This is a genomic window from Salinicola sp. MH3R3-1, from assembly GCF_001937155.1.
Lineage (GTDB): Bacteria > Pseudomonadota > Gammaproteobacteria > Pseudomonadales > Halomonadaceae > Salinicola > Salinicola halophyticus.
On record NZ_MSDP01000002.1, the window covers coordinates 101,053 to 126,655 of the forward strand.

Genomic DNA, 25,603 nt, shown 5'->3' on the forward strand with positions numbered 1-25,603 from the left:
ATTAAGGGCGCTTCAGGCCAGCGATTTGCGCAGATAGACCCGCTTGAGGCCGAACTCTTCGGCGCGATGGGTTTCCACGTAGCCGTAGCGTCGGTAGATCGCCAGATTCTCGTGCATCAGCTCCTGGGTATAGAGCGTGATGCTGTCGAATTCGAGTTGGCGCGCCCGCGCCTCCGCGACCTGCATCAGTACCTTGCCGAATCCACGTCCCTGAGCGCTGGGAGCGACGGCGACGTTATCCAGCAGCAGCGTATCGGTCTGGGGAATCAGCACCAGAAGACCCACCGGCTCATCGCCATTTCCCGCATCGACGCTCTCTTCCCCGTCCGCGTTATCGAATAGCAGGCTGACGTGGCCGGCATCGATATGGCGTGCATAGCGGTGGTCATCGATGTCACGCATCGGCCCGGGGATCTTGCCGATGCGATCGACGTAATGGCCGTAGGCCGCTTTGACCAGAGCCTCGATGGCCGGCAGGTCCGATAGTCTGGCTTCGCGCAGAATGCTCACCGGCGAGTCTCGCAAAAACGGGTATCACAGTCGGCCGCGCCCAGCTGGGTCACTTCGCGGGGCGCGCCCTGATCGTCCAGCAGGACCTGGCCAATGCCGGCCCGATTCCACAGCCGCTCGCCTTTCGAGGCGTGCTCGGGGTCGTAGGGTGCCACGGCCATGCGGCGCCGCTTGGTGAGCCAGTTCAGCGGCGACCAGGGCGCATAGAGCCAACGATTGAGGCGATCGAACCAGTCGAGCAGGGTCTCGGGGAAGGTGTTCTTGAGGCCGCTGCTGGTGATCTGCCACATGCGGGGACTGTTGCGACGCTGACGAATGGTGATCGCGTAGACGAAGGAGTAGTGCACGTCGCCGGAGAGAATCACGTAGCGCTGGGGCGTGCGGCTGTGGCGCAGGATGTTGAGCATGGTATGGGCGGCGCCGGGGTGCGCCATCCAGTTCTCGGCGTCGACCAGCAACGGCTTGCCGAACCAGGTGAACGCGCGCTGGATGCCTTCGATCAGCTTGACCCCGAAGACCGGCGCCGGGGAGACGATGATCACCGACGGCTCGCCGAGCAGCTGCTGCTGGAATTCGCTCAGCGCTTCCCAATCCATCAGCCCCGAGGGGTGATGCAGGCGGCGTTCGCTGCGCCAGCGCCGGGTACGCGTATCCAGCACTACCAGCCGAGGCGTCGAGTCGATCGTGTAGCCCCAGCCGGTAAACCGGAGCAGCTGCGTCACGAGCTGATTCTGGCTCTCGCAGTCGAGCTGGCCGCTGGCGCTGGCCGAGTGGATCCACGCACGGCTGGCGGCCAACGGCTCGGCCAGACCGTCAGGATCGTTGCCCCATCCCTGACATAGCAGATAGGCGATGAGCGCGTTACCCACGATCCGGCGCGAGAAGGGGTGCTCGTAGACCGCAGCCTCCCAGGCGGCGGACAGATTCCAGTCGTCGGTGACATCGTGATCGTCGAAGATCATCAGTGTAGGCAGATGAGCAAGCAGGCGTGCCACGCTCGGCAGCCCGGCCACGAAAGCATCGATATGCTGCTGTTCGCCGCGATAACGGTCCAGCTCCTCGGCGGCGAGCTCAGGAATCTCCACCTCGATCAGCCGCCATGGCGTCGGCGACCAGACCAGCAGGTACATCGCCAGCAGCTCGGCGAAGGTGATCAGGTGATTTTCCGCGCTGGCCGTGGTGAAGATCGGCTTGCGCACGCCGCCGAAGAACTTCTCGCGCAGGGCCTCGGTGGATCGAATGGCCGGCAGCAGGTCATCGCGGTGGTAGTAGGTCTCGTCTCGGGCATACAACTCGCTGCCGCTGGCGATGTCCGTACCTTCCAGGCATTCGTCGTGGAGCCCCAGACGGGCGATCAGCGAATGGATGGCGGCCAGCATCGGGCCGGCCACATCATCGGCGTAGATCTGATCGCCAGTCATCAGCAGCGCTGCAGGCCGGGCGGCGCTGTCTTGATGGCGCTCGCTCATCCAGCGATCGGCGCGCGCCAGACCATCCTGACTGGGATGGTGAGGCTTGCGACAGGAACCATGCAGCAAATTGTCGTAGCGCGAACGCAACACCAGCGTCGGCAGCGGCTCACCGTCGTAGCACAGCGACGCGCCCCACTCGCGCATCGAGCGCCAGCCGACGTCTTCGCTTTCGGAACCTTCGCTTTCGGAACCTTCCCCTTCGGAATATCCCCCTTGCGCACTCACACGATAGGCAAGGTCGTAGGCGATCACGGCATCCAGAGGGAGGGGATCGTCCAGTCGCAGATCGATCAGGTGAAGGTGCGCGTGGCTACCGACCGCCAACCGGGTCGTCGCCGCTTCCAGATCATAGATCCGGTCGCCTTCGTCAGAGCTGAGGGTCAGTTGAAGTTCGAGGGCGCGGGAGGCGGCCAACCACAACACCAGCCGACGGGGTGCGGCGCGGCGGAGCAGGGGGCCGGCCAGAATGTCGGGGAGATCGTCTGACAAGTCGTCATTCCTGAAAGCGTCGATGGGCTAAGCATACTTCAGCCGCTATACAGCGACCATGAAGAGCGCGTTCAAGGGGCGACGCACGATTCACGCCGACAGGCAGGCTTTCAGCGCCGCCGCTTGAGCGTTCTGTCGATCACGTCCAGCCCCGGGCTGTACTCACCGCGTGCCGCCTGCATCGCTCTTGCCAATGCCTGCTCGGCGACCCGATCGTGATCCTGCGGCAGCGAGTTGACCTTGCAGGGCAGGAAATCGAGCAGCCGATCATCGCCGAAAGTGGCCAGTCGCAGGGTCTCCGGAGGCGCGCCGTGCTCGAGCAGGATGTCGAGCAGCCCGTCCATCAGCGTGTAGGACGCGGTGACGATGGCATCCGGCAGACCGCCGTCGTTCAGCAGGCTGCGCATCAGTCGCGCCCCGCTATCGCGGTCATAACGCTCGCCGCTGAGACAGCGCGGCTGGCAGTCCGGTTCGTCCCGCAGAGCGTCCAGGAATCCCAGTCGGCGCTCGGCACTAATCGACAGATCCGGCACCGCGTCCAGCCACACCACGTCGGAGACGCCCTCGGCCAGCAGCGAACGAGTCAACATCTCGCCGGCGGCGCGGCCGTTGGTGACGATATTGACGAACCGCTCAGGGTCCAGCGGGCGGTCAATGGCGATGACCGGCAGCCCTTGCGCCATCAGTTCGACGTAGAACGGATCCTCCGGGCTTAGGCTGCTGGCAACCAGCAGCACGTCGCAGCGCTGAGCGCGCAGCGACTTTGCGACTTCGCGTTCACTGCCGGGGTCGTCGTCGGAACCGGCAATCAGCAATTGATAGCCCTGCTGGCGAGCGCCGTGCTCGAGTCGCTTGGCCAGGCGCGCGTAGCTGCCGTTCTCCAGATCCGGCACGATCAGACCCAGGGTGCGACTGTCGCCGCCGCGCAGCGCAGCCGCCTGGGCATCGATTCGATAATCGTGGGCGCTGGCGATGGCCAGAACGCGCTCCACCGTGGCCTGGCTGATGCGCCGCGTCCTGGCCTGACCGTTGAGCACATAGCTGGCGGTGGTCCGGGAAACGCCAGCCAGACGGGCGATATCGGCAAGCTTCATGCAAGGCTCCTGCAACGTTGATGATCGGTGGGATGCATCCGACCAGCCTGGAACGATACCTCGTCGGGCTTTTCTGGCCCAGCCCGATCGTGATGCACAGCGGCCCGGCATCGCTTGCGTCGAAGGTCTAGCTTGTCAAAGCGGTCGCGAAAGGCGAGCATGTTTATCATCTAGGTGACACGATTCAGCATCCGGCAGAATGCACCTCTTGGACAGCGCCGATTGCGTCGGGAGGCTTTGGCGGACCATGCTGCGTGCATCGAATGACCCTTCGGAGAGACCGTTATGCTGACCCTCCAACCGCAGGACGCGGCGCTCGATTGTCAGGCCGACAGCTGGCAGAACGCGCTGGATCAGGCCGCCGCCTCGCTGCACAAAGCCGGCCTGGTCGAAGCCAGCTATCGTGATGCGCTGCATGCCCGCGAGGCGCAGGGCTCGACCTTTCTCGGCAGCGGTATCGCCATTCCTCACGGCACCCCGGAAAGTCGCGACCAGATTCATCGAACCGGCGTGCGGTTGCTGCAGTTTCCCGACGGCGTGACCTGGCACGACGGCAACCGGGTCTTCCTGTTGGTAGCGATCGCCGCCGCCAGCGACGAGCATCTCGACGTGCTACGCCGGTTGACCCACGTGCTTGACGACGAGGGCGTGGCCGAACGTCTGGCCAAGGCGGATACGGCCGAGGCCATGGTCGCGCTGCTCGCCAAGCCCAAGGTCAAGGCCCGCCTGGACGCCGGCACGCTATGTCTGGGATTCCCGGCGCGAGACCGGTTCGAGCTGGCGTTGGCGGCAGCCGCGCGGCTGCGCCAGGCCGAATGCGTCGATGCGCGTTTCGTGGCCGCGATCACCGAGCAGGAGCCGGTTTCACTGGGCCAGGGGCTGTGGCTGGTGAGCGCCGGCACCGGTGTCAGCCAGCCGGCGCTGGCGCTGGCCACGCCGGAGCGAGCGTTCGCCGGCCCCCGCGGTGCCGTCAACGGGGTCTTCTGCGTCGCCGCGCAGGGCGAAGCGCACCGTGAGCTGCTGGGGCGGCTGGCGGACCTGCTGGATAGCGGCGAAGGCGAAGCCCTGGTCGATGCCGATGCCGATCACGTGTTGGCCCGTCTATCCGGCGAATCGAGCCGTACCGAGACGGCCCGCGTGACGCTGCTCAACGCTCACGGCCTGCATGCGCGCCCGGCCAAGCTGCTGGTTCAAGCGGCCCGCGAGCAATCCCTGCCGGTCCGCGTGCGCCTGATGGAAGGCGCGGCGGAAACCGTCTCCGCCGCCAGCCTGACCAAGGTCATCGGACTCGGCGCGCGGCGTGGACAGACGCTGATCTTCTCCGCCGAGGGCGGGGGTGAAGGCAAGAGTGCCGACGGCCGGGGTGAAGGGAAAAGTGCCGAAGCGGCGCTGGCGGCAATGGTCGCCGCGGTCAACGGTGGGCTCGGCGAGTCCGTGCGGCCGCTGTCGAACGTCGGCGATGCCAGGCATCAGGGCGCTCGACGTCACGAGCCCAACGTATCGGATGCCGGAACCCTGTCTGAAGCGGCGTACGAACCCTTCGCCGACGATACCGCGCTGCCGGCCACCGCCGCGTCGCCGGGGCTGGCAATCGCGCCGGTCTTCGTGATGCGCGCACCGAGCTTCGACTATCCCGAGCGGGCCAGGGACCTGACGCCGGACAGGCAGGGTGATGCAGAGCGCCAACGCGAGCGGCTGCGGGCCAGTCTGATTGAAGCGCGCGATCAGCTGCGTGCGCTGATCGGCACCGCCAAGGGCGGTGACGTCTCCGAAATTCTTTCCATGCACGCCGAGATGCTCGACGATCCCGAACTGCACGAAGCGGCCTTCGAGGGCATGCGCGATGGTCTGAGCGCCGAAGCGGCGTGGTGGCAGGCGATCGATACCGCGGCGCGGGCCCAGGAAGCGCTGGCGGATCGGCTGCTGGCCGAGCGCGCCGCCGATCTGCGCGACGTGGGGCGTCGCGTGCTGGGCGTACTCTGCGGCGTGACAATGCCGACACCGCCGCAGCGGCCCTACATTCTGGTCACCGACGACATCGGCCCTTCCGACGTGGCGCGGCTCGATACGGCGCAGGTGCGCGGACTGCTGACGGCACGGGGTGGCGCCACTTCGCACAGCGCGATTCTCGCCAGGGCGTTGGGAATCCCGGCCGTGGTGGGCGCTGGCGCGAGAGCGCTGACGCTTGCCAACGATGATGAGCTGATTCTCGACGGCGATCTTGGACGGGTGATCGTGCGGCCCAGTGCCGAGCGACGCGATCGCGCCCAGCTGCGTCTCAAGGAGCTCGAGGCACTGCGTCGCGACGCGCACGGATTGCGCTTCGAAGAGGGGCGTACGGCGGACGGCCGGCGTATCGAGGTCGCCGCCAATCTGGGTAACACCGCGCATGCCGCGGACGCCGTCGAGCAGGGCGCCGAGGGCGTCGGGCTGTTGCGTACCGAGTTCCTGTTCATGGCGTATCCCGAGGCGCCGGATCTGGAGACCCAGATCGGCGAATATCGGCGCGCCTTCGATGCCCTCGACGGTCGGCCGTTGGTGGCGCGCACGCTGGACGTCGGCGGCGACAAGCCGCTGCCGTACTGGCCGGTGGCGGCGGAAGACAATCCGTTTCTCGGTCTGCGCGGCATTCGCCTGGCGTTGACTCGCCCGGACGTGCTGGAAACCCAGCTGCGGGCGCTGCTGACCGCCGCCGGCGACCGTCCGCTGCGGATCATGTTCCCGATGGTCAAGGACGTCGACGAGTACCGCCAGGCCAGAGCGATCGTCGACCGGCTGCAGCAGGAGATCGCCGCACCCGACGTTCAGGTCGGGGTGATGATCGAGATTCCCTCCGCCGCGCTGCTGGCGCCGAGCCTGGCGGCCGAGGTCGATTTCTTCTCCATCGGCACCAACGATCTGACCCAGTACACCCTGGCGATCGACCGTGGTCATCCCGAGCTGTCGTCGCAGGCGGATGGCCTGCACCCGGCCGTACTGCGGCTGATCCAGATGACCGTTGACGCCGCCCACGCCGAGGGCAAGTGGGTCGGTGTCTGCGGTGAACTGGGGTCGGACGCCGCTGCCGTACCGGTGCTGGTCGGGCTCGGCGTCGACGAGCTCTCGGTCTCCGTGCGCCAGGTGCCGATGGTCAAGGCGCGGCTGCGCGGCATCACTTGGGAAACGGCGCGCCTGCACGCCGAGACGGCGCTGGCACAGGCCACCAGTCAGGCCGTGCGTGATGCGCTGGAGGCGCTCTGATGGCGCACGTGCTTGTGGTGACGCTCAACCCGGCGCTGGACCTGTCGATCCAGTTGCCTCAGCTCGAACCGGGCGCGGTCAATCGTGCCCGGTCGTCGCATCTGGCGGCGGCCGGAAAGGGGCTCAACGTGGCCCGGGTACTGGTGGCGCTGGGCCATCGCGTCACGCTCTCCGGTTTTCTGGGTGCGGACAACGACACGGCCTTCGTCCAGGCCTGCCAGCTTGACGGGATCGAAGACGCCAGCCTGCGTCTGCCGGGCGAGACCCGGATCAACGCCAAGCTGGCCGAGGACGACGGCCGGGTGACCGACATTAACGGCCCGGGCATTGAGGTCTCCGAGGCGGCACTGGCCGAGCTGAGCACCGATCTGGTCGCCCGCTGCGAGACGACATCGCCCGCTGCCGTGGTGGTCACCGGCAGTCTGCCGCCGGGGGTGACGCCGGAGGCGTTGGCAGCGTTGATCCAGGCGCTCAAGACCAGCGGCGTGCCGGTCTGGGTCGACACCAGCGGGCCGGCCCTGGCCTCGGCGCTGGCGGTATTGCCCCATGCGGCCAAGCCCAACGAACAGGAGCTGGCGGACTGGGCCGGCGAACCGCTGACGGATGCGTCGACGCAGCTCGACGCCGCCCGGCGTCTGCACGCCGCCGGCGTCGAGGAGTCAATTTTGTCGCTTGGCGCCGAAGGCGTGCTGTGGATCAGCCGACGCGGCGAGTGGCAGGCGATCCCGCCCCGGGTCGAGGTCAGAAATACGGTCGGCGCCGGCGATACGCTGCTGGCGGCGATGCTGCACGGGGTAATCAAGGATCTATCACCGCAGGAGACGCTGCGCCAGGCGACGGCGCTGGCGGCGGAGGCGGTGCGCCACGTCGGCGTCGGTGACCCGCACGCCAGCGACTTTCAGCAATTACGGCAACAGACGAGCGTCAGCCGCTGCGGCGAAGCGCACGTCGGGAGGGGAGTATGAACGGCGAGTCCCTGAATGGGGAACGGATGAGCGAAGAGCGGATGAGCGGGGAACACATGAACGTCATTCTGATTACCGCCTGTCCCGGCGGCATGGCGACGACCTTCCTGGCCGCCAGACGCCTGGAACAGGCGGCGCAGCGTCGCGGCTGGCAGCCCCACACCGAGATGCACGGCGAGCTCGAACCGGTGACGCCGGTATCCCGTGACATGATCGCGGCGGCCGATCTGGTCGTGGTGGCCGCCGAGCGGGTGCCCGAAGCGGCGCGCTTCGCTGGCAAAAGGCTTTACCGCGCGCCGATCCAGCAGGCGCTACCGGATCCTGACGCCTTTCTCGACCGCGCCGCTCGCGAGGCGACGACATTCGATGCCGACAGCGAGCCGGTGGGGCCTGCGGCGGCAGTGTCGTCCGAGGGCTCCAGTATCAAGCGCATCGTCGCGGTCACGGCGTGCCCGACCGGTGTGGCGCACACCTTCATGGCCGCCGAGGCGCTGGAGCAGGCCGGGCGGGCGCTGGGTCATCGAATTCATGTCGAGACGCAAGGGTCGGTGGGGGCGCAGAACCGGATCACCGACGAGGACGTCGAAGCCGCGGACATCGTGCTGCTGGCCTGCGATATCGAGGTCGACGACGCGCGCTTTGCGGGCAAGCGGGTCTACCGGACCTCTACCGGCAGCGCGCTCAAGCAGCCGCAGCAGACGATCCAGCGCGCGCTGGACGACGCTCAGGTGGAGTCGGCCGGCAGCGAGCGCAAGAGCGGCGGATCCCCGAAAAGCGCCAAGGAGCGCGGGTTCTACAAGCACCTGCTGACCGGGGTCTCGTTCATGCTGCCGATGGTGGTGGCGGGCGGGCTCTGTATCGCGCTGTCGTTCGTGTTCGGTATCAAGGCCTACGAGCAGGAAGGGACGCTGGCGGCGGCGCTGATGCAGATCGGCGGCGGCACCGCCTTTGCGCTGATGGTGCCGGTGCTGGCCGGCTATATCGCCTACTCCATCGCCGACCGGCCAGGGATCGCGCCGGGGATGATCGGTGGGATGCTCGCCTCGACCCTGGGGGCCGGCTTTATCGGCGGGATTCTGGCCGGCTTTCTGGCCGGGTATTCGGCCAAGGCGGTGACGCGCTACGTCAAGCTGCCGTCCAGCGTGGAATCGCTCAAACCGATCCTGATCATCCCGCTGCTGGCGAGCCTGTTCACCGGGCTGGTGATGATCTATGTGGTGGGTACGCCGGTGGCCGCGCTGCTGTCGACATTGACGGCGTTTCTCAACAACATGGGGTCGACCAACGCGGTCCTGCTGGGCGTGCTGCTCGGCGCGATGATGTGCTTCGATCTTGGCGGGCCGGTCAACAAGGCAGCCTACACCTTCGGCGTGGGGCTGCTGTCGACCGAGACCTATATGCCGATGGCGGCGATCATGGCCGCGGGGATGGTGCCGCCCATCGGCATGGGGCTGGCCACGTTCCTGCGGCGCAGCCGATTCGCCCAGGCCGAGCGCGAGGCGGGCAAGGCGTCGTTCGTGCTGGGGCTGTGCTTCATCAGCGAGGGGGCGATTCCTTTTGCGGCCAAGGACCCGCTGCGGGTGATTCCGATCTCGATGATCGGCGGGGCGGTGACCGGGGCGCTGTCGATGTGGTTCGGGGTCAAGCTGATGGCGCCACACGGCGGGCTGTTCGTGCTGCTGATTCCGAATGCGGTCAACCTGGCGCTGCTCTATCTGCTGGCCATCGCTGCGGGCTCGGTGATCACCGGTGTCGGCTACGCCTTGCTCAAGCGGGGTGAGAGTGCAGTGGCAACGGCGGCGCCAGTCGCTGGCGGCAACGCCGAGGCGGGTGGGCAGGCTTCCTGATTCGCGAAAGTCGGTATCGCGACCTACGTTGGGGAATAATCAGGTACGTGTCGCCAAGCGGAGGTCGCAATGAAGATTCACTGGCAGGGAGATCGTCTGATCGTCGCCGAGGGCGATATCACCCGTTTCGACGGCGATGCCATCGTCAATGCCGCCAACAAGAGTCTGCAAGGCGGGGGTGGTGTCGACGGTGCGATTCACCGCGCGGCGGGCTCCGAGCTGCTCGAGGCGTGTCGCGAGCTGCGGCGCACGACTTGGCCGGACGGACTGCCCGTGGGAGAGGTGACGATGACGCCGGGCTTTCGACTGCCGGCGTCTCAAGTGATCCACACCGTGGGGCCGGTTTTCGCGAAGTCCGAGGATCGTTCCGGACAGCTGGCCGATTGCTACCGCAACGCCCTGCGTCTGGCGGGTGAGCATCGATTCAAACGGCTGGCATTCCCCGCCATTTCCACGGGGATCTACGGCTATCCGGCCGATGCGGCGGCGAAGATCGTGGCTGGGGTGATGGGCGAGACGCTGCCCGAGTTTCCCGGCCTCACGGTGACGTTGATGTTCTTCTCCAGCTCGGACGCCGAGGGCTTTCTCGAAAACGCGTCCCTCTCGACGTAGTCATTCTCTCGTAGTCAGTCTCGGGACGCTTTTCATGCATTGTTCGGGCTGGTTATGCATCATTCCTCGGGCTGGTACTTGTATCCGACGCCGTAGACCGAGCGGATGATATCGCGCTCAGGCCAGATGTCGGCGATCTTGCGCCTGAGCTTCTTGACGTGGCTGTCGACGGTGCGCTCGGAGACGATGCGGTGATCGCGGTACATGTGATCCATCAGCTGGTCGCGGGAGAAGATCCGCCCTGGGCTGTGCATCATGACCTTGAGCAGCTGGAACTCGACGGCGGTGAGATTGAGATCCTCGCTGCCCGCCAGAGCACGCCAGCCGTCCTCGTCCAGCGTCAGCCGGTCGGCGGCGGCGACACTGTCTTCGCCCACGCTGGCGACGCCCTGACTACGGCGCAACACCGCCTTGACGCGGGCCACCACTTCGCGGGGGCTGAAGGGCTTGCAGATGTAGTCGTCGGCACCCAGTTCGAGCCCCAGCAGACGATCCACCTCTTCGACGCGCGCGGTCAGCATGATGACGGGAATTGCCGGGAATCGCTCGCGGATCTGGCGACACAGCGTCAGGCCATCGGTGCCGGGCAGCATCAGGTCGAGCAGTATCAGCATCGGCTGGTTCTCTTCCAGCCACTCCATCACCGCATTGCCGTGATCGATATGGTCGGAAGCGTAGCCGCTCTTCGACAGGTAGTCGGCGACGAGGCGCGCGATCTTGGGTTCATCTTCTACGATCAAAATGGTGTCGTTCATCAAGCCGGCTCCGGGTCAGTTGGCGTGACTGCCGTGTTTATCGGGTCATTCGCTGGGTTGTTGTCGAGATCGCTTCGGGGATCGCGTCGGTGATGATCCCGCAGCGGATCCGGCCGGAACATGGCTCGAAACATCGGTCGACACGCTGTCGGGCAGGTCAAGCGGGAAGGTCAGCGTCCAGCGCAGCCCGCCCAGCGACGAGGTGGACGGGATCAGGGTGCCGCCTTGCGCCTCTATCAGTGCGCGGGCGATCGACAGGCCCAGTCCGCTGCCGCCGCTACGCCGATTGCGCGATCCCTCGACACGATAGAGACGTTCGGTGAGGCGCGGCAGTTCGTCGTCCGAGACGCCCGGCGCGGTATCTTCCCAGGTGACTTCCGCGCGCTGATCCTGGCGTTTCAGCGTGACTCGCAGCGTACCGGGGCTGTCGGTGTAGGCAATGGTGTTGGACAGCAGATTGTCCCAGAGCTGGCGGAGCCGCTGATTGTCGGCACGCACCCACAGCGATTCGGTTTCCAGCTGCAGCGAAAGCCCGTGACCTTCTAGCCGCGCCTGACTGTCGTCGAGCCGCTGCTCCAGCGACTCCCCGAGATCGACCGGGACCAGATGCATATCCAGCGCGCCGGCGTCGCTCTGAGCCAGCAGACGCAGATCCTCGACCAGATGGCCGAGCTGATCGACCTCCTGCTGCAACGAGCCCAGGTTATCCGACGACAGCGGCCGCACGCCGTCCTGCATGGCCTCGATTTCGCCGCGCAGCACCGCCAGCGGCGTGCGCAGTTCATGCGCGATGTCGGCGACCCAGCGCTGGCGGGCGCGGCGGTTGGCCTCGAGCGTCTCGGCGAGCTGGTTGAAATCCGCGGAGAGGCGCGACAGTTCGTCCCGGCCGCGCTCGGAGAGCCGCACGCTGTAGTCGCCCAGCGTCAGCCGCCGGGTGGCGAGCGTCATCAGGCGGGCGCGGCGACCCAGCCACCAGGCGAGCCCGCCGGCCAGCAGCAGCGAGGTCAGAAACAGCGAGCCGACGATGATCGTCAGGTTGCGCTGCTGGCGTTCGAGGAAGATCTGATCCATGCGCGCCATCAGTCGCTCCGGCGGCAGATAGCCGAGCTGACCGACCAGCTTGTCGCCACTACGGATCGGCACGAAGTGCGGCTCCGGCGGCGGAGGCATGTCGAGATCGTCGGGGGGCGGCTTGAGTAGCGGCTCGCCGATGACCGGATTGCTCAGCTCATCCAGCAGCACGTAGCCACGGGCATCGGAAAGCTGGCGATCGATGCCCGTGGGCGGATGGCGATCACTCGACCACAGCTGGCTGCGGACCAGGCTTTGCCAGGCGCGGGGGTTGTCGCGCAGCCACTGCCAGCTGCCGCGTTGGGTCCACTGTTCGCCCAGCGCGTTGGCCAGCGTTTCGGCGCGCGTCGACTGGCTGCGTTCGAGATAGTTGACGAAACCCTCGTCCAGACTGCGCGACACGAAAACGAACACCAGCCCGCTGATCAGCACGTTGGTGATCAGGATGATGGCGAAGAGCTTGATGCTGAGGCGTGATAGTCGTGGCCAGTCACGTCGGCTGCTGAGCGATAAAGACATAGCGTCTGGCTTTTTCACGGGTGGCGTCGATCTCTGGAGTGTGGCGCAAGGCGAAGCAATGACGATTCAGGCAATGGGAAAACATTATGGAGATTGTTGTGCTGGAGATCGTCGTTCTGAAGATCGTCGCGCTGGAAATTGTCGGGCGCCTGGCCGAGTCCAGCTCGATCAGCGCTCGTCGGCGCGGGAAATCCAGCGGCCCCCCCAGCGGAAGTCCACCGCCCAGTGAGGCTGACCGGTCGCGTCGAAGGCTGCCCACAGCTCATCGAAAGTGCGACCGTCGACCGGGTGTGCGTGCGCGGGCAGCAATTCGGCCAGCGGATGCAGCACGAAGGCGTAGCGGGTGATGTCCTCGCGTGGCAGACGTGCCTCACCGTAGCACCCGACGGCATCGCCCCATAGCAGCACGTCGATATCCAGCGTGCGGGCGATGAACTTGGCAGGCCCCGGCGGACGGCCGTTATCCCCTTCGATACGCTTGCAGCGATCGGTCACGTCTCCCGGCGACAGCTCGGTTTCGAATGCCACGACCAGATTGTAGAAGGGGCGGTCGTCGTCGAAGCCAACGGCCGGGCTTTCGAACACTCGGGAGAGTTGCAGCGGCGACGCACCGGCGAGATCGGTCAGCGCGTCCAGCGCGCGGCGAAGGTGGCGCTGGCGTTGCAGATTGCTGCCCAGCCCGAGCACGACCAGCGCCATCAGTCGACGCTGCGTTCGATACGGACACCCACGGCGCGCGCCGCGGCCACGGCGCCCGGTTTGCGCACGGTCAGGCGCAGCTGGCGAACGCCGAACTCATCGATCAGTATGGCCGCGACGCGCTCGGCGAAGGTCTCGACCAGGCCATGGGCGTTGGCCTCGGCATAGGCGGTGAGGCGCTGGCAGATGGCGGCGTAGTCGAGTGTCCGGGTGAGATCGTCCCCCCGGGCGGCGGGGCGGATGTCGGTACCGAGTTCCAGGTCCAGTTCCAGGCGCTGGCGTACGGTGCGCTCCCAGTCGTAGACGCCGATCACCGTCTCCAGGGTCAGGCCCTCGATCAATATCTGATCCACGCGATGTCCTCGTCAGCAGCGGGTCGGGTTGGCGGCCGGTGTTGTCGGCGATGAGGCGTGTCGATCGAGGCCCCGGCCAAGGTGGCGTCGATTGTACGCGATGAGAGTGGCAGAATCAGGGCCTCTCGATGATGCCCGACCCGCGCCAACAAGGAGATTGATGCCTTTGCCCTCGGTCCTCGTTACCGGTCTGCTGATGGTGGCCGGCTACTTGAGTGGTTCGCTGCTTGGCGCGATCTGGGTCTGTCGTGCCTGGGGGCTTCGCGACCCGCGTCTTGCCGGCTCCGGAAACCCGGGGTTTTCCAATGTGCTGCGGGCGTTTGGCTGGCGGCCGGCGCTGCTGACGCTGATCGTCGACGCGGTCAAAGGCATGCCGGTGCTGTGGCTGGCGGGGGCGCTGTCGTTGTCGGTCTGGGCGCAGGGACTGGTGGGGCTCGGCGTGCTGGTTGGGCACAGCTGCCCGGTCTGGCATCGAGGCCACGGGGGGAAAGCGGTGGCCAGCGCCTTTGGCGTGCTGCTGATGCTGGCGACGCCGGTCGCATTGATCTGCGCGTTGTGCTGGTTTCTGCTGGCCTGGCGCGTGCGTACGGCGGCGGTGGCCTCGCTGGCCACGGCGTTGATGGCGCCGCTGCTGAGTTACTGGCTCGCGCCGGCCATGACCGGTGTCATCTGCGTATTCTCGCTACTGGTGCTGGCAAGACACGCCTTGAACATCCGGCTATGGCAGGAGCGGCGCCGAGAGACACAGGAGCCAGCTCTGGCCGAGGCTTTCGATGCCGACTCTTCTGCCACCGATTCTGATGCTTCCGATTCTGATGCTTCCGATCCTTGCGATGAGGAAGACGCGTCACGCAATCGGCGAAATCCTGTCGCGGCCAGGGCCGACTCCCGAAAGACGGAACCGGAAAACGTCGAGCCAGGGGAGGCTAGGCCGCGGGAGGAGTGAGCTCGGCCAGCGGCCAGCGCGGCCGAGGCTGCAGGGTCTGGCTGCGCTGACCGGCCGCGAGTCGCTGCGCGCCAGCGTAGGCGATCATCGCGCCGTTATCGGTGCAGAAGCGTCCGCGCGGATAGAAAGCCCTAGCGTCCAGCTTGGCGAGCGCGGCGTCCAGTGTCTCGCGCAGGCGGCGGTTGGCACTGACGCCACCGGCGACCACCAGCCGCTTTCGGCCACTCTCCTTGAGCGCACGCCGGCACTTGATCGTCAGCGTATCGACCACGGCGTCCTCGAACGCGCGAGCGATGTCGGCACGCGCCTGACCGTCCAGCACGTCTTGCTCGCGAAGCTGGCGCAGCGCGGTCATGGTGTGCGTCTTGAGTCCCGAGAAACTGAAATCGAGGCCCGGCCGGTCGGTCATCGGTCGTGGAAAGCGGAAGCGCTCGCTGCGACCCTGCTCGGCCAGCGCGGCGACCTGGGGGCCGCCGGGGTAAGGCAAATCGAGCATCTTGGCGACCTTGTCGAAGGCCTCGCCGGCCGCGTCGTCGACGGACTCCCCCAGCAGCCGGTAGTCGCCGAGACCGCGCACGTCGACCAGCTGGGTATGGCCGCCGGAGACTAGCAGGGCAACGAACGGGAATGCCGGTGGATTCTCTTCCAGCATCGGCGCCAGCAGATGCCCTTCCATGTGATGCACGCCCAGTACCGGAATCTCCAGCGCGCGGGCCATGCCGTGGGCGGTGCAGGCGCCGACCATCAATGCGCCGACCAAACCGGGCCCGGCGGTATAGGCGATGGCATCCAGATCGTGCTTGGTCAGGTCGGCGTCGCCGAGCACCTGATCGACCAGCGGCAGCAGCTTGCGGGTGTGGTCGCGCGAGGCCAGTTCCGGCACCACGCCACCAAATTCGGCGTGCAGCGCCACCTGGCTGTAGAGCGCGTCGGCCAACAGGCCAGCCTCGGTGTCGTAAAGGGCGACGCCGGTTTCGTCGCAGGAGGTTTCGATGCCCAGCACGCGCATAGTCGGATGTCCGTCGAGGTCGGGAGGCAAAAAAGGTCAGGAATCAGAAAGAGCGCTAGTTTACGCTGCCGAAAAGTCATTTGCATTGGTCGGGGGCCGAGACTAGAATACTCTGCTCTGCAGGACTGGGTCGTGCGCCTTTAACACGTTCTCGGCTGTCTATTCGCAAGATCCGGGTCATGACGACTCGAATCGAGCTGGAAAGAACCGGACCGGGAAAATCCGGGGTTGCGCCACGAAAGGTATCCATTTCCTTCGTGACGAGGTTTCGAATATCCCGGGTTGCGCGTCGAAAAGGGTGTGCGTTCAAACCGAACTCAATTCCCAAGGTAGGTGAGTGCTTCATGCCCGCTGTTAAAGTACGTGATAACGAGCCGTTCGACGTCGCGCTGCGTCGCTTCAAACGCTCCTGCGAAAAAGCCGGAGTTCTATCCGAAGTCCGCCGTCGCGAAACTTACGAAAAGCCCACTGCGGTTCGCAAGCGTAAAGCTGCGGCTGCCGTGAAGCGTCACGCCAAGAAGTTGCAGCGTGAGCGTAAGCGTTTCGAACGCTTGTATTGATCCGTACTGTGGGTGACTTCGGTCACCTCAGAGGGACGATCAAACGGCCGCCGTTCAGGTGGCCGTTTGTTTTTGTCACGCTGCCATTTGCCGGAAACGGCACGCAGGCAGGAATATTCTGACTGTCCACGCTTCGCGACAGGCACTTTTTACGACAGATCTTCGTCACGACAGACCTGCTTTACAACAGACCTGCTTTAAACCAGATATGGCAGCAGCGCCGGGCCCTTTATCACAGCCCGCCTGCAGCCGGATTCTCCAGAGCGTCCCGACGATATGGCCGGACAGATTTCTCAGCGCTTCATCGATGACCTGTTGGCGCGTACCGATATCGTCGATGTGATCTCCGAGCGCGTTCAGCTCAAGAAAAGTGGGCGCAATCATAGCGGCCTCTGCCCGTTTCATCAGGAAAACTCGCCGTCGTTCACGGTGAGTCACGATAAGCAGTTCTACCACTGCTTCGGTTGCAGCGCTCACGGCAACGCCCTGCGTTTCCTGATGGAATTCGACAATCTGCGTTTCCCCGAAGCCGTCGAACAGCTGGCATCGCGGGCAGGCATGGAGGTCGAGCGGGAAGGCGGCGAGGATCCGGGGGCGCGTCAGCGCCAGCAGAAACGTGAGGAAGGGGTCAATCTGCTGGAGCTGGCCTCGCGCTTCTTCCGCGAGCGGCTGGCGCTGGGAGGCGGACGTCAGGCCAGGGAGTATCTCGAGCGTCGTGGCCTGAGTCAGGAGATCATCCGCGATTTCGGTATCGGTTACGCCGAGGACGAGTGGGAATCGCTCAAGCGCTATCTGCTCGAACAGGGCGTCAGCGAGGCGGTCCAGGTCGAATACGGGCTGCTGGTGCACCGGGAAGAGACCGGGCGTACCTATGATCGCTTTCGAGACCGGGTGGTATTCCCGATTCGTGACTGGAAAGGCCGCACCATCGCGTTTGGCGGTCGAGTGATGGGCGATGCCAAGCCCAAGTATCTCAACTCGCCGGAAACGCCGGTCTTTCACAAGGGTCGTGAACTCTACGGCCTGTTCGAGGCGCGCCAGGCCAATCGCCAACTGGCTCGCGTGCTGGTGGTCGAGGGCTACATGGATGTCGTGGCGCTGGCACAGTTCGGAATCCGCAATGCCTGTGCCACGCTGGGCACGGCGCTGACCACGGACCATCTGCAGCGTCTGTTCCGGCTGGTGGACGAAGTGGTGTTCTGCTTCGACGGCGACAATGCTGGGCGCCAGGCGGCGCGTCGCTCGTTGCAGACCGCGCTGCCATCGATGATCGATGGTCGCCAGGTGCGCTTCCTGTTTCTGCCCGAGGGGGAGGATCCGGATACGCTGATCCGTCAGGAGGGTCAGGAAGCGTTCGAGAATCGGGTCACCTGTGCCAGCCCGCTGTCGGAATTTCTGTTCGAGCAGGCGGCCGAGGGGCACGACCTCAAGCAGGTGGAGGGGCGGGAGCGTTTCGTTACCGCCGTGCTGGAGACGCTCAAGCGTCTACCGGAAGGGGTGCTCAAATCTCTGCTGGTCAGGGAACTGTCGGTGCGAAGTGGCATCGAACAGTCGCATTTCATCGATTGGCTGGCGACGCATGCCGAGTCGCTGCCGCGTCAATCGGCGACACCGGATGTCGGCGGCTACGAAGCCCTGATGGCCGTGGCAGAGGGTGACGAAACGGCTTCAGACCCTCGAGCGCCGGTCGATAAGGGTAAACATTCGTCAAGATCGCGCGCATTTCCGGCATCTCGCTCAGGAACTGCTACGCTTTCCCTGAGCATTCCGGCTCGGATATTGCATCTGCTGTTGCACGAGCCGGGATTGGCCGAGGGGCTGCCCGAAACGCTCGAATGGTGCCCGACGGAAGTGCCTGATGGCCGTCTGTGCCGCGAAGTGGTGCAACTGTTGCGTGCCGGACGCTATCGCAGCCCTCAGGTACTGCTGGCGCATTTTCACGGTAGCGCCGACGGTGAACGTCTCGATCAGTTGGCGCGCCGTGAACTGGCCATTCCGCGTGAGGTCCGGGCCAGCGAGCTGGACAACTGGGTGCGCTATCTCGAGCGTGAAAGCGAGCGTTTGAGCCCGGTCGAGGAGTATCGTCAGCTGCTGGAAAAGAGCCGTCAGCCGGGCGCCCTCGGCAGCGAAGAGAAGCAGCGGCTCCGGGCGCTGATCGGTCAGTTGGCAACTGGCGGGTCAGGCTCTCCGTGAGCGTCGACCGGATTGAAATCAAGGCCATTTGAATAACGAGATTGGCGCGAGCACCCGGCGTTTGTACAGCAACCGTCCGGCGTTTCTAGGGCAGACATCGGGCGGGAAACGGCGTCACAAGATTCGGACTACCAAGGCAGGGAAGCATGAAGTGGTCAATCAGTAAGGTTATCAACCGAACGCACGGTCAAAAAGGTTGAAATGGCGGCGATCGCCACCAAATAGGTTAACCAAGCACACTAGCACACCTGGCAGGCAAGTTAGTAGAAGCTGGCAGCAAAAAGCGGGGGCGCGCTATACTAGCCGGCTTTTGGGCGGCGCGCTGTCATCCCCAGGTGCTTCATTCTTCTTCGTCGAGTAGGGTTTCTATGGCTGGAAATGCACAGCAGTCACGTTTGAAGGAGCTGATCGCACGCGGCAAAGAGCAGGGTTTCCTGACTTATGCCGAAGTGAACGATCATCTCCCCGAAGATATCGCCGATCCCGATCAGGTGGAAGACATTATCTCCATGATCAATGACATGGGGATCAATGTCGTCGAGGAGGCACCTGACGAAGACACGCTGATGATGTCCGACGATTCGGCGGATGAATCGGCAGCGGAAGAGGCTGTCGCGGCGCTTGCCGCCGTCGAGAGCGATGTCGGACGTACGACCGACCCGGTGCGCATGTACATGCGTGAGATGGGGACGGTCGAGCTGCTGACCCGCGAAGGCGAGATCAAGATTGCCAAGCGCATCGAGGAAGGTCTGCGGGAAGTCATGTCTTCTCTGTCCTACCTGCCCGGTGCCGTGGATTCCATCCTCAAGGTCTACGATCAGACTCAGGACGAGGAAGCCCCCGGGCGCCTGTCGGATCTGTTCTCCGGTTTCATCGATCCCGATGAAGGGATTCCCGGTGTTGCCGAGGTCGAGCTGCCGGAAGAGGTCGAAACCACGTCCAGTGGTGACGGCGACGAAGACGACGAAGAGAGCGAAGAAGACGACGACACCGCCAGCGAAGGCGGCCCCGATCCCGAAGAAGCTCGGGTTCGCTTCGAGCAGATTCGCGAACAGAATGAAGTTGCCAAGGCCGCCATCGACAAGCACGGGCGTGGTTCGAAAGACGCCAATGCCGAGCAGGCGCGTCTGGCCGAGCTGTTCTCGCCGATCAAGCTGTCGCCCAAGCACTTCGAGCGTCTGGTCGGGCAGGTCCGGATCAGTGTCGATCAGGTTCGGAGCCAGGAAAAGGCGATCATGCAGGTGTTCGTCAAGCAGGGCAAAGTGCCGCGCAAGACGTTCATCAGCTCGTTTCTGGGCAGTGAAGCGACCAATACGTGGTTCGACGATTTCCTCGCCAAGCACGGCAAGTATGCCGATCGTCTCGAACCGTTTCGCGGCGACATTCAGCGCGCCCAGCGCAAGATCAGTTTCGAAGAAGAGATGGTCCTGCTCAGCGTCGGCCAGCTGAAAGAGGTCAATCGGCGTCTTTCCATCGGCGAGGCCAAGGCCCGCCGGGCCAAGAAGGAGATGGTCGAGGCCAACCTGCGTCTGGTAATCTCGATCGCCAAGAAGTATACCAACCGCGGTCTGCAGTTCCTGGATCTGATTCAGGAAGGCAACATCGGCCTGATGAAGGCAGTGGACAAGTTCGAGTATCGTCGCGGCTACAAGTTCTCGACCTATGCGACGTGGTGGATCCGTCAGGCAATTACCCGCTCGATTGCCGACCAGGCTCGTACCATTCGTATCCCGGTGCACATGATCGAGACGATCAACAAGCTCAACCGCGTATCGCGCCAGATGCTACAGGAGATGGGTCGCGAGCCGACGCCGGAAGAGCTGGGCGAGCGCCTCGAGATGCCGGAAGACAAGGTGCGCAAGGTGCTCAAGATCGCCAAGGAGCCGATCTCCATGGAGACGCCCATCGGCGACGACGAGGACTCGCACCTCGGCGACTTCATCGAGGACAGCACCATGGTGTTGCCGATCGACTCCGCCACCGGCGAAGGCCTGATCGAAGCGACACGCAACGTTCTCGGCGGGTTGACGGCACGCGAAGCCAAGGTCCTGCGCATGCGCTTCGGGATCGACATGAATACCGATCACACGCTGGAAGAGGTCGGCAAGCAGTTCGACGTCACCCGCGAGCGTATTCGTCAGATCGAGGCCAAGGCGCTGCGCAAGCTGCGTCATCCGTCGCGTTCCGAGCCGCTGCGTTCGTTCCTCGACGAGTAAGCGCGAAGCCGCATCGCGAAGTTCTGTCGCAAAGCCCTGTCGCAAAGCCCTATCGCGAGCACGAACGACGAGCCCTGCCAACCGAGAGGTTGGCGGGGCTTTTGTCATTATGAGGCGGCCGGTCGGCGGGGACGTGAATATCCTGGGTACTGCGACTGATTCGAAATCGACGGGAACCTCACTGCCGAGGACTTCTCGAACTCATCTGCGTAATGACGAGGGGGCTTAACGCTCGCCCCCTCGCCGCTCCCCCTCTATTGGCGGCACAAGTCCGCTTTCGCCTTCAAACTCATGTGCTCGCTCGGGTCGACGCGTAACGGACATCCTGTCCTAACGCGCCTCTTGCGACATCCATGTCGCAAGACCCGGCTCGCAAATGAGCCTGAAGGAGCGGTCTTGAATAGCCGCCGGGCTCTGTGGCAATAAAGTTTGTCAGCGACTGAAAAAATCAGTCTCCTTGGTCGCTTGATAGTCTCGCTGCCCGACTCGCCTGCAGCGTGCGCGTCATCAGCGCACGCAGGGCGGCCGGGCGTACCGGCTTGAGCAGGATCTGATAGCCGCCGCGCTTGATCTCCTCGGCGACTTCTTCGGTGCGATCGGCGGTGATCACGATACCCGGCACCGCCTGTTCGCAAAGTTCCTCTAGCGCTTCCAGCGCCATGATCCCGGTGACTTCGTTATCGAGATGGTAGTCCGCCAGAATGGCGTCCGGATCGCCACCCATGTTGCGAATCGCCGACTTGGCGCCGCCGATCGATGTGGCGGTGTAAACCTCGCACTCCCAGCCTTCCAGCATCGCCTTCATTCCCTCGAGAATCAGGCGCTCGTTGTCGATGCACAGGATCCGCGTTCCTCCCAGCTTGTTGCTGACCCGCTTGCCGGGTGCAGTCTCCTCCGGATCGGCGGCGCCGCGGCGGCCGGCCACCAGCGGCACGGATACCGAGAACACGGTGCCCGCGTTAACCTGAGAACGGACGCGGATAGGGTGGTCCAGCACCCGGCTCATGCGCTCGGCGATCGACAGCCCCAGCCCCAGGCCGCGCTCGCTCTCCTTGTGGCGCGACGCCTGGTCGAGCCGCCGGAATTCCTGGAATATCTCGCTCAGTTTGGATTCCGGAATGCCCGGGCCGGTATCCCACACTTCGATCGATATCCGCTCGGCGTAGCGTCGACAGCCCAGTAGCACCCGGCCCTGCTGGGTGTAGCGCAGCGCGTTGGAGAGAAAGTTCTGCACGATCCGACGTAGCATCTGGGCATCGCTGTCGACCCACAGGCTGGTAGTGACCACTTCCAGATCGAGACCGCGATCATCCGCCATGACCTCGAATTCCGCGCGCAGCGGACGCAGGATATCCGCCAGCGGGAACTGGCTGCGGCGAGGTGTCAGCGCGCCGGCATCGAGCTTGGAGATATCGAGCAGCGTACCCAGCAGCTCTTCGGCGGCCTGCAGGGAATTGTCGATATGGCCGATGGTACGGCTGTGGTCGACATGCTCGATCTGCTGGCCGAGCGCGGAGGTGAAAAGCCGCGCCGCGTTCAGCGGTTGCAGCAGGTCGTGGCTGGCCGCCGCCAGGAAGCGGGTCTTAGAGGCGTTGGCATCCTCGGCGGTCTGCTTGGCCTGGCGTAGCGCCAGCTCGGCCTCGGCACGAACGCGGTTCTCCTGGCGCAGGGCCGCATTGGCCTCGGAGAGCGCCTGGGTGCGCTCGCGCACGCGTTCCTCGAGATTTTCGTTGGTCTCGCGCAGCGCGATTTCGGCCAGACGACGCTCGGTGATGTCCTGGTAGAGCGCGAAAAAGCCGAGAATACGCCCGCCTTCGCCGAAGTGCGGGGTGTAGGTCACCAGCATGTAGCGCACGCCGCCGTCGCCATCGTCCAGCGAAATCTCGAAAGTGACCCGCTCGCCCCGCAGCGCCCGCTGCATCCACGGCGTGCGCTGACGCGCGGTCTGCGGCGGCAGCACGTTTTCCGCCCGTTCGCCGATCACCGCATTGCGATCGATCCCCATCGTCGCCTCGTAGGCGCGGTTGGTGAAAAGATAGCGGCACTCCTTGTCGAAATAGGCGATCAGCGCCGGCACGTTGTCGGTGTAGATACGGATATTGCTTTCGGAGCGGATCAGCGCCTCTTCGGTGCGCTTCTGCTGGGTGATGTCCTGATAGGTGTAGACGAACCCGCCGCCCGGCATCGGATTGCCCAGCACCTCGAGCACGCTGCCGTCGGGGCGGTAGCGTTCGTAGCGGTGGGGCTTGCCGCTGCGGATATTGTCGATCAGCTGTTCGACGTGTTCTTCCGGATCGCCGGGTCCGTATTCACCGTTGTGGGCGTTGTAGCGGAAGACCTTTTCCATGGGCGTGCCGACACGAATCAGGTTGTCCGGAAAGCGGAATATCTCCAGGTAGCGCTGATTCCAGACCACCAGGTTGAGATTCTGGTCGACCACGCCGATGCCCTGATTGATGTTCTCGATGGTGGCCTGCAGCAAGGCGCGGTTGAACTCCAGCACCTGCGACGCCTCGTCGACGATCGAGATGACGTCCGAGATACCGATGCCGCGCCCTTGAAGGGCGGAGTTGACGACGATGCGCGACGACGAGGCGCCGAGCACCGACGCCAGCAGGCGTTCGGTGAACTGGATCACGTCGATCGACGCCCGGGTGTTGTTCTCCATCGGTTTGGCGGTGCGTCCGGCGTAGTCCTCGAAGGCCCGCTCGACTTGCGACTTGCCCAGGAAGCGCTCGCATAGCACCTTGAGATCGCCGACGGTGGTGGCGCCGGTCCATGGGCGGTTGACGGTGGTCTGACGGGTCTCGATGCTGTCGACGAACAGCGAAGCCTGAATGCGATCGACCACCCGCTGCGGTGTCAGCTGCGAAATGAAGATGTAGAAGAACAGGTTCAGACCCAGCGACAGCATGACGCCGTGGGCGAAACTATCGGTGACGTTGAGGCCAAACAGATGCAGCGGCGAGAGCCACGTCACCCCTAGCGGCCCGCCGGCCAGCCACGACTCCGGCAGCAGGTTGGCCTGGATCAGCGCCGGCATCAGCAGGGTGTAAGCCCAGATCAGGAAACCGACGTTGAGACCGGTGACGACGCCAAGACGATTGCCTCGTTTCCAGTAGAGCCCGCCGAGCACCGCCGGCGCGAACTGGGCCGCCGCCGAGAGCGATAGCAGGCCGGTCGCGGCCAGCGAGCTGTACTCGGCCACCAGCTGATAGAACAGGTAGGCCAGCGCGAGAATGACGACGATGGTGATTCGGCGAGCCCGCAGGACCATCCGGCCGTAGTCGCGCGGTTGTTGCTCGAACCAGCGCAGCCGGAACAGCGCGGGCAGCACGATCTCGTTGGAGATCATGATGGCGTTGGAGACTACGGCCATGATCACCATGCCGGTGGCCGCCGAGAGGCCGCCGACGAAGGTTATCATTGCCAGCCAGGGCTGGTTGGCAACGATCGGGAGGGCGAGAACGTAACTGTCCGGCGAGATGTCGTCGCCGGAGAACAGCGTAAGCCCCGCAGCGGCCAGCGGTAACACGAAGAAGCCGATCGCCACCAGGTAGATCGGGAATAGCCAGCGTGCCCGTTTGGCGTCGTCGGCGTGGGTGTTTTCTACCACCGTGATATGGAACTGGCGGGGTAGACAGAAGACCGCCAGCATCGCCAGCAGCGTCTGGGTCCAGAAGCCGGTATCGAAGTTCTGTTCGGTCAGCTGCTGCTGCAACTTCAGGTACGTGTCGGCGCGCGTCATGAGCTCGCCCAGACCGTCGAACATGCCCCAGGTGACGTAGGCCCCCAGAACCAGAAATACCAGCAGCTTGACCACCGATTCGAAAGCGATCGCCTGAATCAAGCCTTCGTGGTGCTCGGTGGCATTGGTGTCACGGGTCCCGAACAGTATCGCGAAGACCGCCAGGAAAATGGCGATGTAGAAAGCGGTGTCGTCGACGATCGGGGCCTTGATCGCATCGCCATCGCTGGTCATCACCTGGAAGGCGGTGGAAACCGCTTTCAGCTGCAGGGCAATGTAGGGCAGTGTGCCGATCAACGCGATCAGGCTGGCGAACGCCGCCAATGACTGCGACTTGCCGTAGCGGGAAGCAATGAAGTCGGCGATCGAGGTGACGTTCTGACGCTTGGCGACGCGGATCATCTTGGTGATCACCGGCCAGAACAGCAGAAATGTCAGCACCGGGCCGAAGAAGATGCTGGCGAACGACCAGCCGGATGTCGCGGCCTGACCGACGCTGCCGTAGAAAGTCCAGGACGTACAGTAGACCGCCAACGCCAGGCTGTAGACGATGGGCCGACGGGTCGCGGGGCCGTGGAGTCTGGCGTGGCGGTCTCCCCGCCAGGCAACCGCGAACAGCGTGGCGACGTAAAGTAGCGCCACGACGATCAACAACCCGCCTTCGAACATGAAATTCTCTCCCTTGAACTGCGGCCATTCTAGGGCAATGCCGGCCCTGAGGGCAGCCGCGATCCCGGGCTTGGGGATAACAGTACTGTGTGTTGCGTCAGCCCTTGGCGCACACCGTCTTCAGTTGCGGATCGTCGTCTGCGAGGTGGCGCAGGCGATCGACATCGGGCCGTCGACTGTCGCCGACGAGTGGTACCCGTTCCCGGTTGCTGCAGTTCATCAGGTACGCCTGATGAGTGAGTACGTCGCGATACTGCATCTCGAAATGGTAGAGAATGAACTCGACCAGATGCTCGCCATCGTCCCGCGAGCTCACCAGCTTGTCCCGGTCGACGACGCTGAACGCCGTGGTCAGCGGATAGAGGTAAGTCCACGGGCGCCACGGCATCCGGCTTTGCTCGGTCGACACCACCTGCGCTGATTCCGGCAGTTGCTGTTGCTTGTTCCCGTACCAGTCGTATTCGTAGTTGATCTGGTAGGCCAGTAGGCCCAGACCCGCGCAGGCCGGAATGATCCAGCGTGGGAGGCGCTTGCCGCTGAGCATACGCAGCAGCAGTGCTACGCCGGCGGCGCCCAGGCCAGCGGCGGCGGCTGCGACCAAATGCCATATCATAGTGAGTCCTTGCTCAAAGAATC

Annotated in this window: 17 protein-coding genes and 1 pseudogene; 8 read left to right on the top strand and 10 right to left on the bottom strand. The window is 64.5% G+C overall.

What is annotated here, in order from left to right; translation table 11 throughout:
* Window positions 1-12: 12 nt before the first annotated feature.
* The 3 genes from BTW08_RS01970 to cra form a co-directional block, all read right to left on the bottom strand.
* Window positions 13-510 (bottom strand): GNAT family N-acetyltransferase, encoded by a 498-nt coding sequence (locus BTW08_RS01970; RefSeq protein ID WP_210403174.1) that lies wholly within the window; start codon window positions 508-510, stop codon window positions 13-15.
* Window positions 507-2,471 (bottom strand): alkaline phosphatase D family protein, encoded by a 1,965-nt coding sequence (locus tag BTW08_RS01975; protein WP_246837624.1) that lies wholly within the window; start codon window positions 2,469-2,471, stop codon window positions 507-509. Before BTW08_RS01975 ends, BTW08_RS01970 begins: the two co-directional genes overlap by 4 nt.
* A 110-nt stretch (window positions 2,472-2,581) precedes the next feature.
* Window positions 2,582-3,565 carry a catabolite repressor/activator gene (cra, locus tag BTW08_RS01980; protein ID WP_075560829.1) on the bottom strand — a complete coding sequence of 328 codons (984 nt, stop codon included), beginning with the start codon at window positions 3,563-3,565 and terminating at the stop codon, window positions 2,582-2,584.
* A 285-nt stretch (window positions 3,566-3,850) separates the two neighbouring features.
* Here cra and ptsP point away from each other — a divergent pair, with 285 nt between their 5' ends.
* The 4 genes from ptsP (at window position 3,851) to BTW08_RS02000 (ending at window position 10,229) form a co-directional block, all read left to right on the top strand.
* On the top strand, window positions 3,851-6,805 hold the full coding sequence (gene ptsP, locus BTW08_RS01985; protein ID WP_075560830.1) for a phosphoenolpyruvate--protein phosphotransferase: 2,955 nt from the start codon (window positions 3,851-3,853) through the stop codon (window positions 6,803-6,805).
* Window positions 6,805-7,770 (top strand): 1-phosphofructokinase, encoded by a 966-nt coding sequence (pfkB, locus tag BTW08_RS01990; protein ID WP_075560831.1) that lies wholly within the window; start codon window positions 6,805-6,807, stop codon window positions 7,768-7,770. Before ptsP ends, pfkB begins: the two co-directional genes overlap by 1 nt.
* A 56-nt stretch (window positions 7,771-7,826) precedes the next feature.
* Window positions 7,827-9,617, top strand: coding sequence for a PTS fructose-like transporter subunit IIB (locus BTW08_RS01995; RefSeq protein ID WP_075560864.1), 1,791 nt, complete (start codon window positions 7,827-7,829; stop codon window positions 9,615-9,617).
* Between the two features lie 69 nt (window positions 9,618-9,686).
* Window positions 9,687-10,229, top strand: a complete 543-nt coding sequence (locus BTW08_RS02000; protein ID WP_075560832.1) for an O-acetyl-ADP-ribose deacetylase — start codon at window positions 9,687-9,689, stop codon at window positions 10,227-10,229.
* A gap of 59 nt (window positions 10,230-10,288) precedes the next feature.
* Here the strand turns inward: BTW08_RS02000 and BTW08_RS02005 are convergent, their stop codons facing one another.
* The 4 genes from BTW08_RS02005 to folB form a co-directional block, all read right to left on the bottom strand.
* The gene (locus BTW08_RS02005) at window positions 10,289-10,984 is read right to left on the bottom strand and encodes a response regulator (RefSeq protein ID WP_075560833.1); all 696 of its coding nucleotides are present in this window, start codon (window positions 10,982-10,984) and stop codon (window positions 10,289-10,291) included.
* 45 nt (window positions 10,985-11,029) lie between these two features.
* Window positions 11,030-12,574 carry an ATP-binding protein gene (locus tag BTW08_RS02010; RefSeq protein ID WP_075560834.1) on the bottom strand — a complete coding sequence of 515 codons (1,545 nt, stop codon included), beginning with the start codon at window positions 12,572-12,574 and terminating at the stop codon, window positions 11,030-11,032.
* A 168-nt stretch (window positions 12,575-12,742) separates the two neighbouring features.
* Entirely contained in the window at window positions 12,743-13,273 is a 531-nt protein-coding gene (folK, locus tag BTW08_RS02015) for a 2-amino-4-hydroxy-6-hydroxymethyldihydropteridine diphosphokinase (protein ID WP_075560835.1), read from the bottom strand.
* The gene (folB, locus tag BTW08_RS02020; RefSeq protein ID WP_075560836.1) at window positions 13,273-13,626 is read right to left on the bottom strand and encodes a dihydroneopterin aldolase; all 354 of its coding nucleotides are present in this window, start codon (window positions 13,624-13,626) and stop codon (window positions 13,273-13,275) included. Before folB ends, folK begins: the two co-directional genes overlap by 1 nt.
* Window positions 13,627-13,786: 160 nt before the next feature.
* Here folB and BTW08_RS02025 point away from each other — a divergent pair.
* A pseudogene (locus BTW08_RS02025) lies at window positions 13,787-14,344 on the top strand (glycerol-3-phosphate acyltransferase); the annotation flags it as partial.
* Window positions 14,345-14,552: 208 nt separating this feature from the next.
* Here BTW08_RS02025 and tsaD read toward each other — a convergent pair.
* The gene (tsaD, locus tag BTW08_RS02030; RefSeq protein ID WP_075560837.1) at window positions 14,553-15,581 is read right to left on the bottom strand and encodes a tRNA (adenosine(37)-N6)-threonylcarbamoyltransferase complex transferase subunit TsaD; all 1,029 of its coding nucleotides are present in this window, start codon (window positions 15,579-15,581) and stop codon (window positions 14,553-14,555) included.
* A 344-nt stretch (window positions 15,582-15,925) separates the two neighbouring features.
* Here tsaD and rpsU point away from each other — a divergent pair, with 344 nt between their 5' ends.
* From rpsU to rpoD, 3 genes are all read left to right on the top strand, one after another.
* Window positions 15,926-16,141: a 30S ribosomal protein S21 gene (gene rpsU, locus BTW08_RS02035; protein WP_075560838.1), complete on the top strand. Its 216-nt coding sequence runs from the start codon at window positions 15,926-15,928 to the stop codon at window positions 16,139-16,141.
* Between the two features lie 276 nt (window positions 16,142-16,417).
* Window positions 16,418-18,334: a DNA primase gene (dnaG, locus tag BTW08_RS02040; RefSeq protein WP_075560839.1), complete on the top strand. Its 1,917-nt coding sequence runs from the start codon at window positions 16,418-16,420 to the stop codon at window positions 18,332-18,334.
* Window positions 18,335-18,669: 335 nt separating this feature from the next.
* Window positions 18,670-20,550 (top strand): RNA polymerase sigma factor RpoD, encoded by a 1,881-nt coding sequence (gene rpoD, locus BTW08_RS02045; RefSeq protein ID WP_281491926.1) that lies wholly within the window; start codon window positions 18,670-18,672, stop codon window positions 20,548-20,550.
* Between the two features lie 448 nt (window positions 20,551-20,998).
* Here the strand turns inward: rpoD and BTW08_RS02050 are convergent, their stop codons facing one another.
* Window positions 20,999-24,967 carry a NahK/ErcS family hybrid sensor histidine kinase/response regulator gene (locus tag BTW08_RS02050; RefSeq protein ID WP_075560841.1) on the bottom strand — a complete coding sequence of 1,323 codons (3,969 nt, stop codon included), beginning with the start codon at window positions 24,965-24,967 and terminating at the stop codon, window positions 20,999-21,001.
* Between the two features lie 97 nt (window positions 24,968-25,064).
* A complete protein-coding gene (locus tag BTW08_RS02055) occupies window positions 25,065-25,580 on the bottom strand; it encodes a hypothetical protein (protein WP_075560842.1) in 516 nt (171 codons plus the stop codon).
* Window positions 25,581-25,603 lie beyond the last annotated feature (23 nt).

What these genes read in the sequence shown, in the direction of transcription:
- cra (WP_075560829.1), bottom strand. Translation starts at nt 3,565, where the DNA reads ATGAAGCTTGCCGATATCGCCCGTCTGGCTGGCGTTTCCCGGACCACC.
- ptsP (WP_075560830.1), top strand. Translation starts at nt 3,851, where the DNA reads ATGCTGACCCTCCAACCGCAGGACGCGGCGCTCGATTGTCAGGCCGAC.
- pfkB (WP_075560831.1), top strand. Translation starts at nt 6,805, where the DNA reads ATGGCGCACGTGCTTGTGGTGACGCTCAACCCGGCGCTGGACCTGTCG.
- BTW08_RS01995 (WP_075560864.1), top strand. Translation starts at nt 7,827, where the DNA reads ATGAACGTCATTCTGATTACCGCCTGTCCCGGCGGCATGGCGACGACC.
- BTW08_RS02000 (WP_075560832.1), top strand. Translation starts at nt 9,687, where the DNA reads ATGAAGATTCACTGGCAGGGAGATCGTCTGATCGTCGCCGAGGGCGAT.
- BTW08_RS02005 (WP_075560833.1), bottom strand. Translation starts at nt 10,984, where the DNA reads ATGAACGACACCATTTTGATCGTAGAAGATGAACCCAAGATCGCGCGC.
- BTW08_RS02010 (WP_075560834.1), bottom strand. Translation starts at nt 12,574, where the DNA reads ATGTCTTTATCGCTCAGCAGCCGACGTGACTGGCCACGACTATCACGC.
- folK (WP_075560835.1), bottom strand. Translation starts at nt 13,273, where the DNA reads ATGGCGCTGGTCGTGCTCGGGCTGGGCAGCAATCTGCAACGCCAGCGC.
- tsaD (WP_075560837.1), bottom strand. Translation starts at nt 15,581, where the DNA reads ATGCGCGTGCTGGGCATCGAAACCTCCTGCGACGAAACCGGCGTCGCC.
- rpsU (WP_075560838.1), top strand. Translation starts at nt 15,926, where the DNA reads ATGCCCGCTGTTAAAGTACGTGATAACGAGCCGTTCGACGTCGCGCTG.
- dnaG (WP_075560839.1), top strand. Translation starts at nt 16,418, where the DNA reads ATGGCCGGACAGATTTCTCAGCGCTTCATCGATGACCTGTTGGCGCGT.
- BTW08_RS02050 (WP_075560841.1), bottom strand. Translation starts at nt 24,967, where the DNA reads ATGTTCGAAGGCGGGTTGTTGATCGTCGTGGCGCTACTTTACGTCGCC.
- BTW08_RS02055 (WP_075560842.1), bottom strand. Translation starts at nt 25,580, where the DNA reads ATGATATGGCATTTGGTCGCAGCCGCCGCCGCTGGCCTGGGCGCCGCC.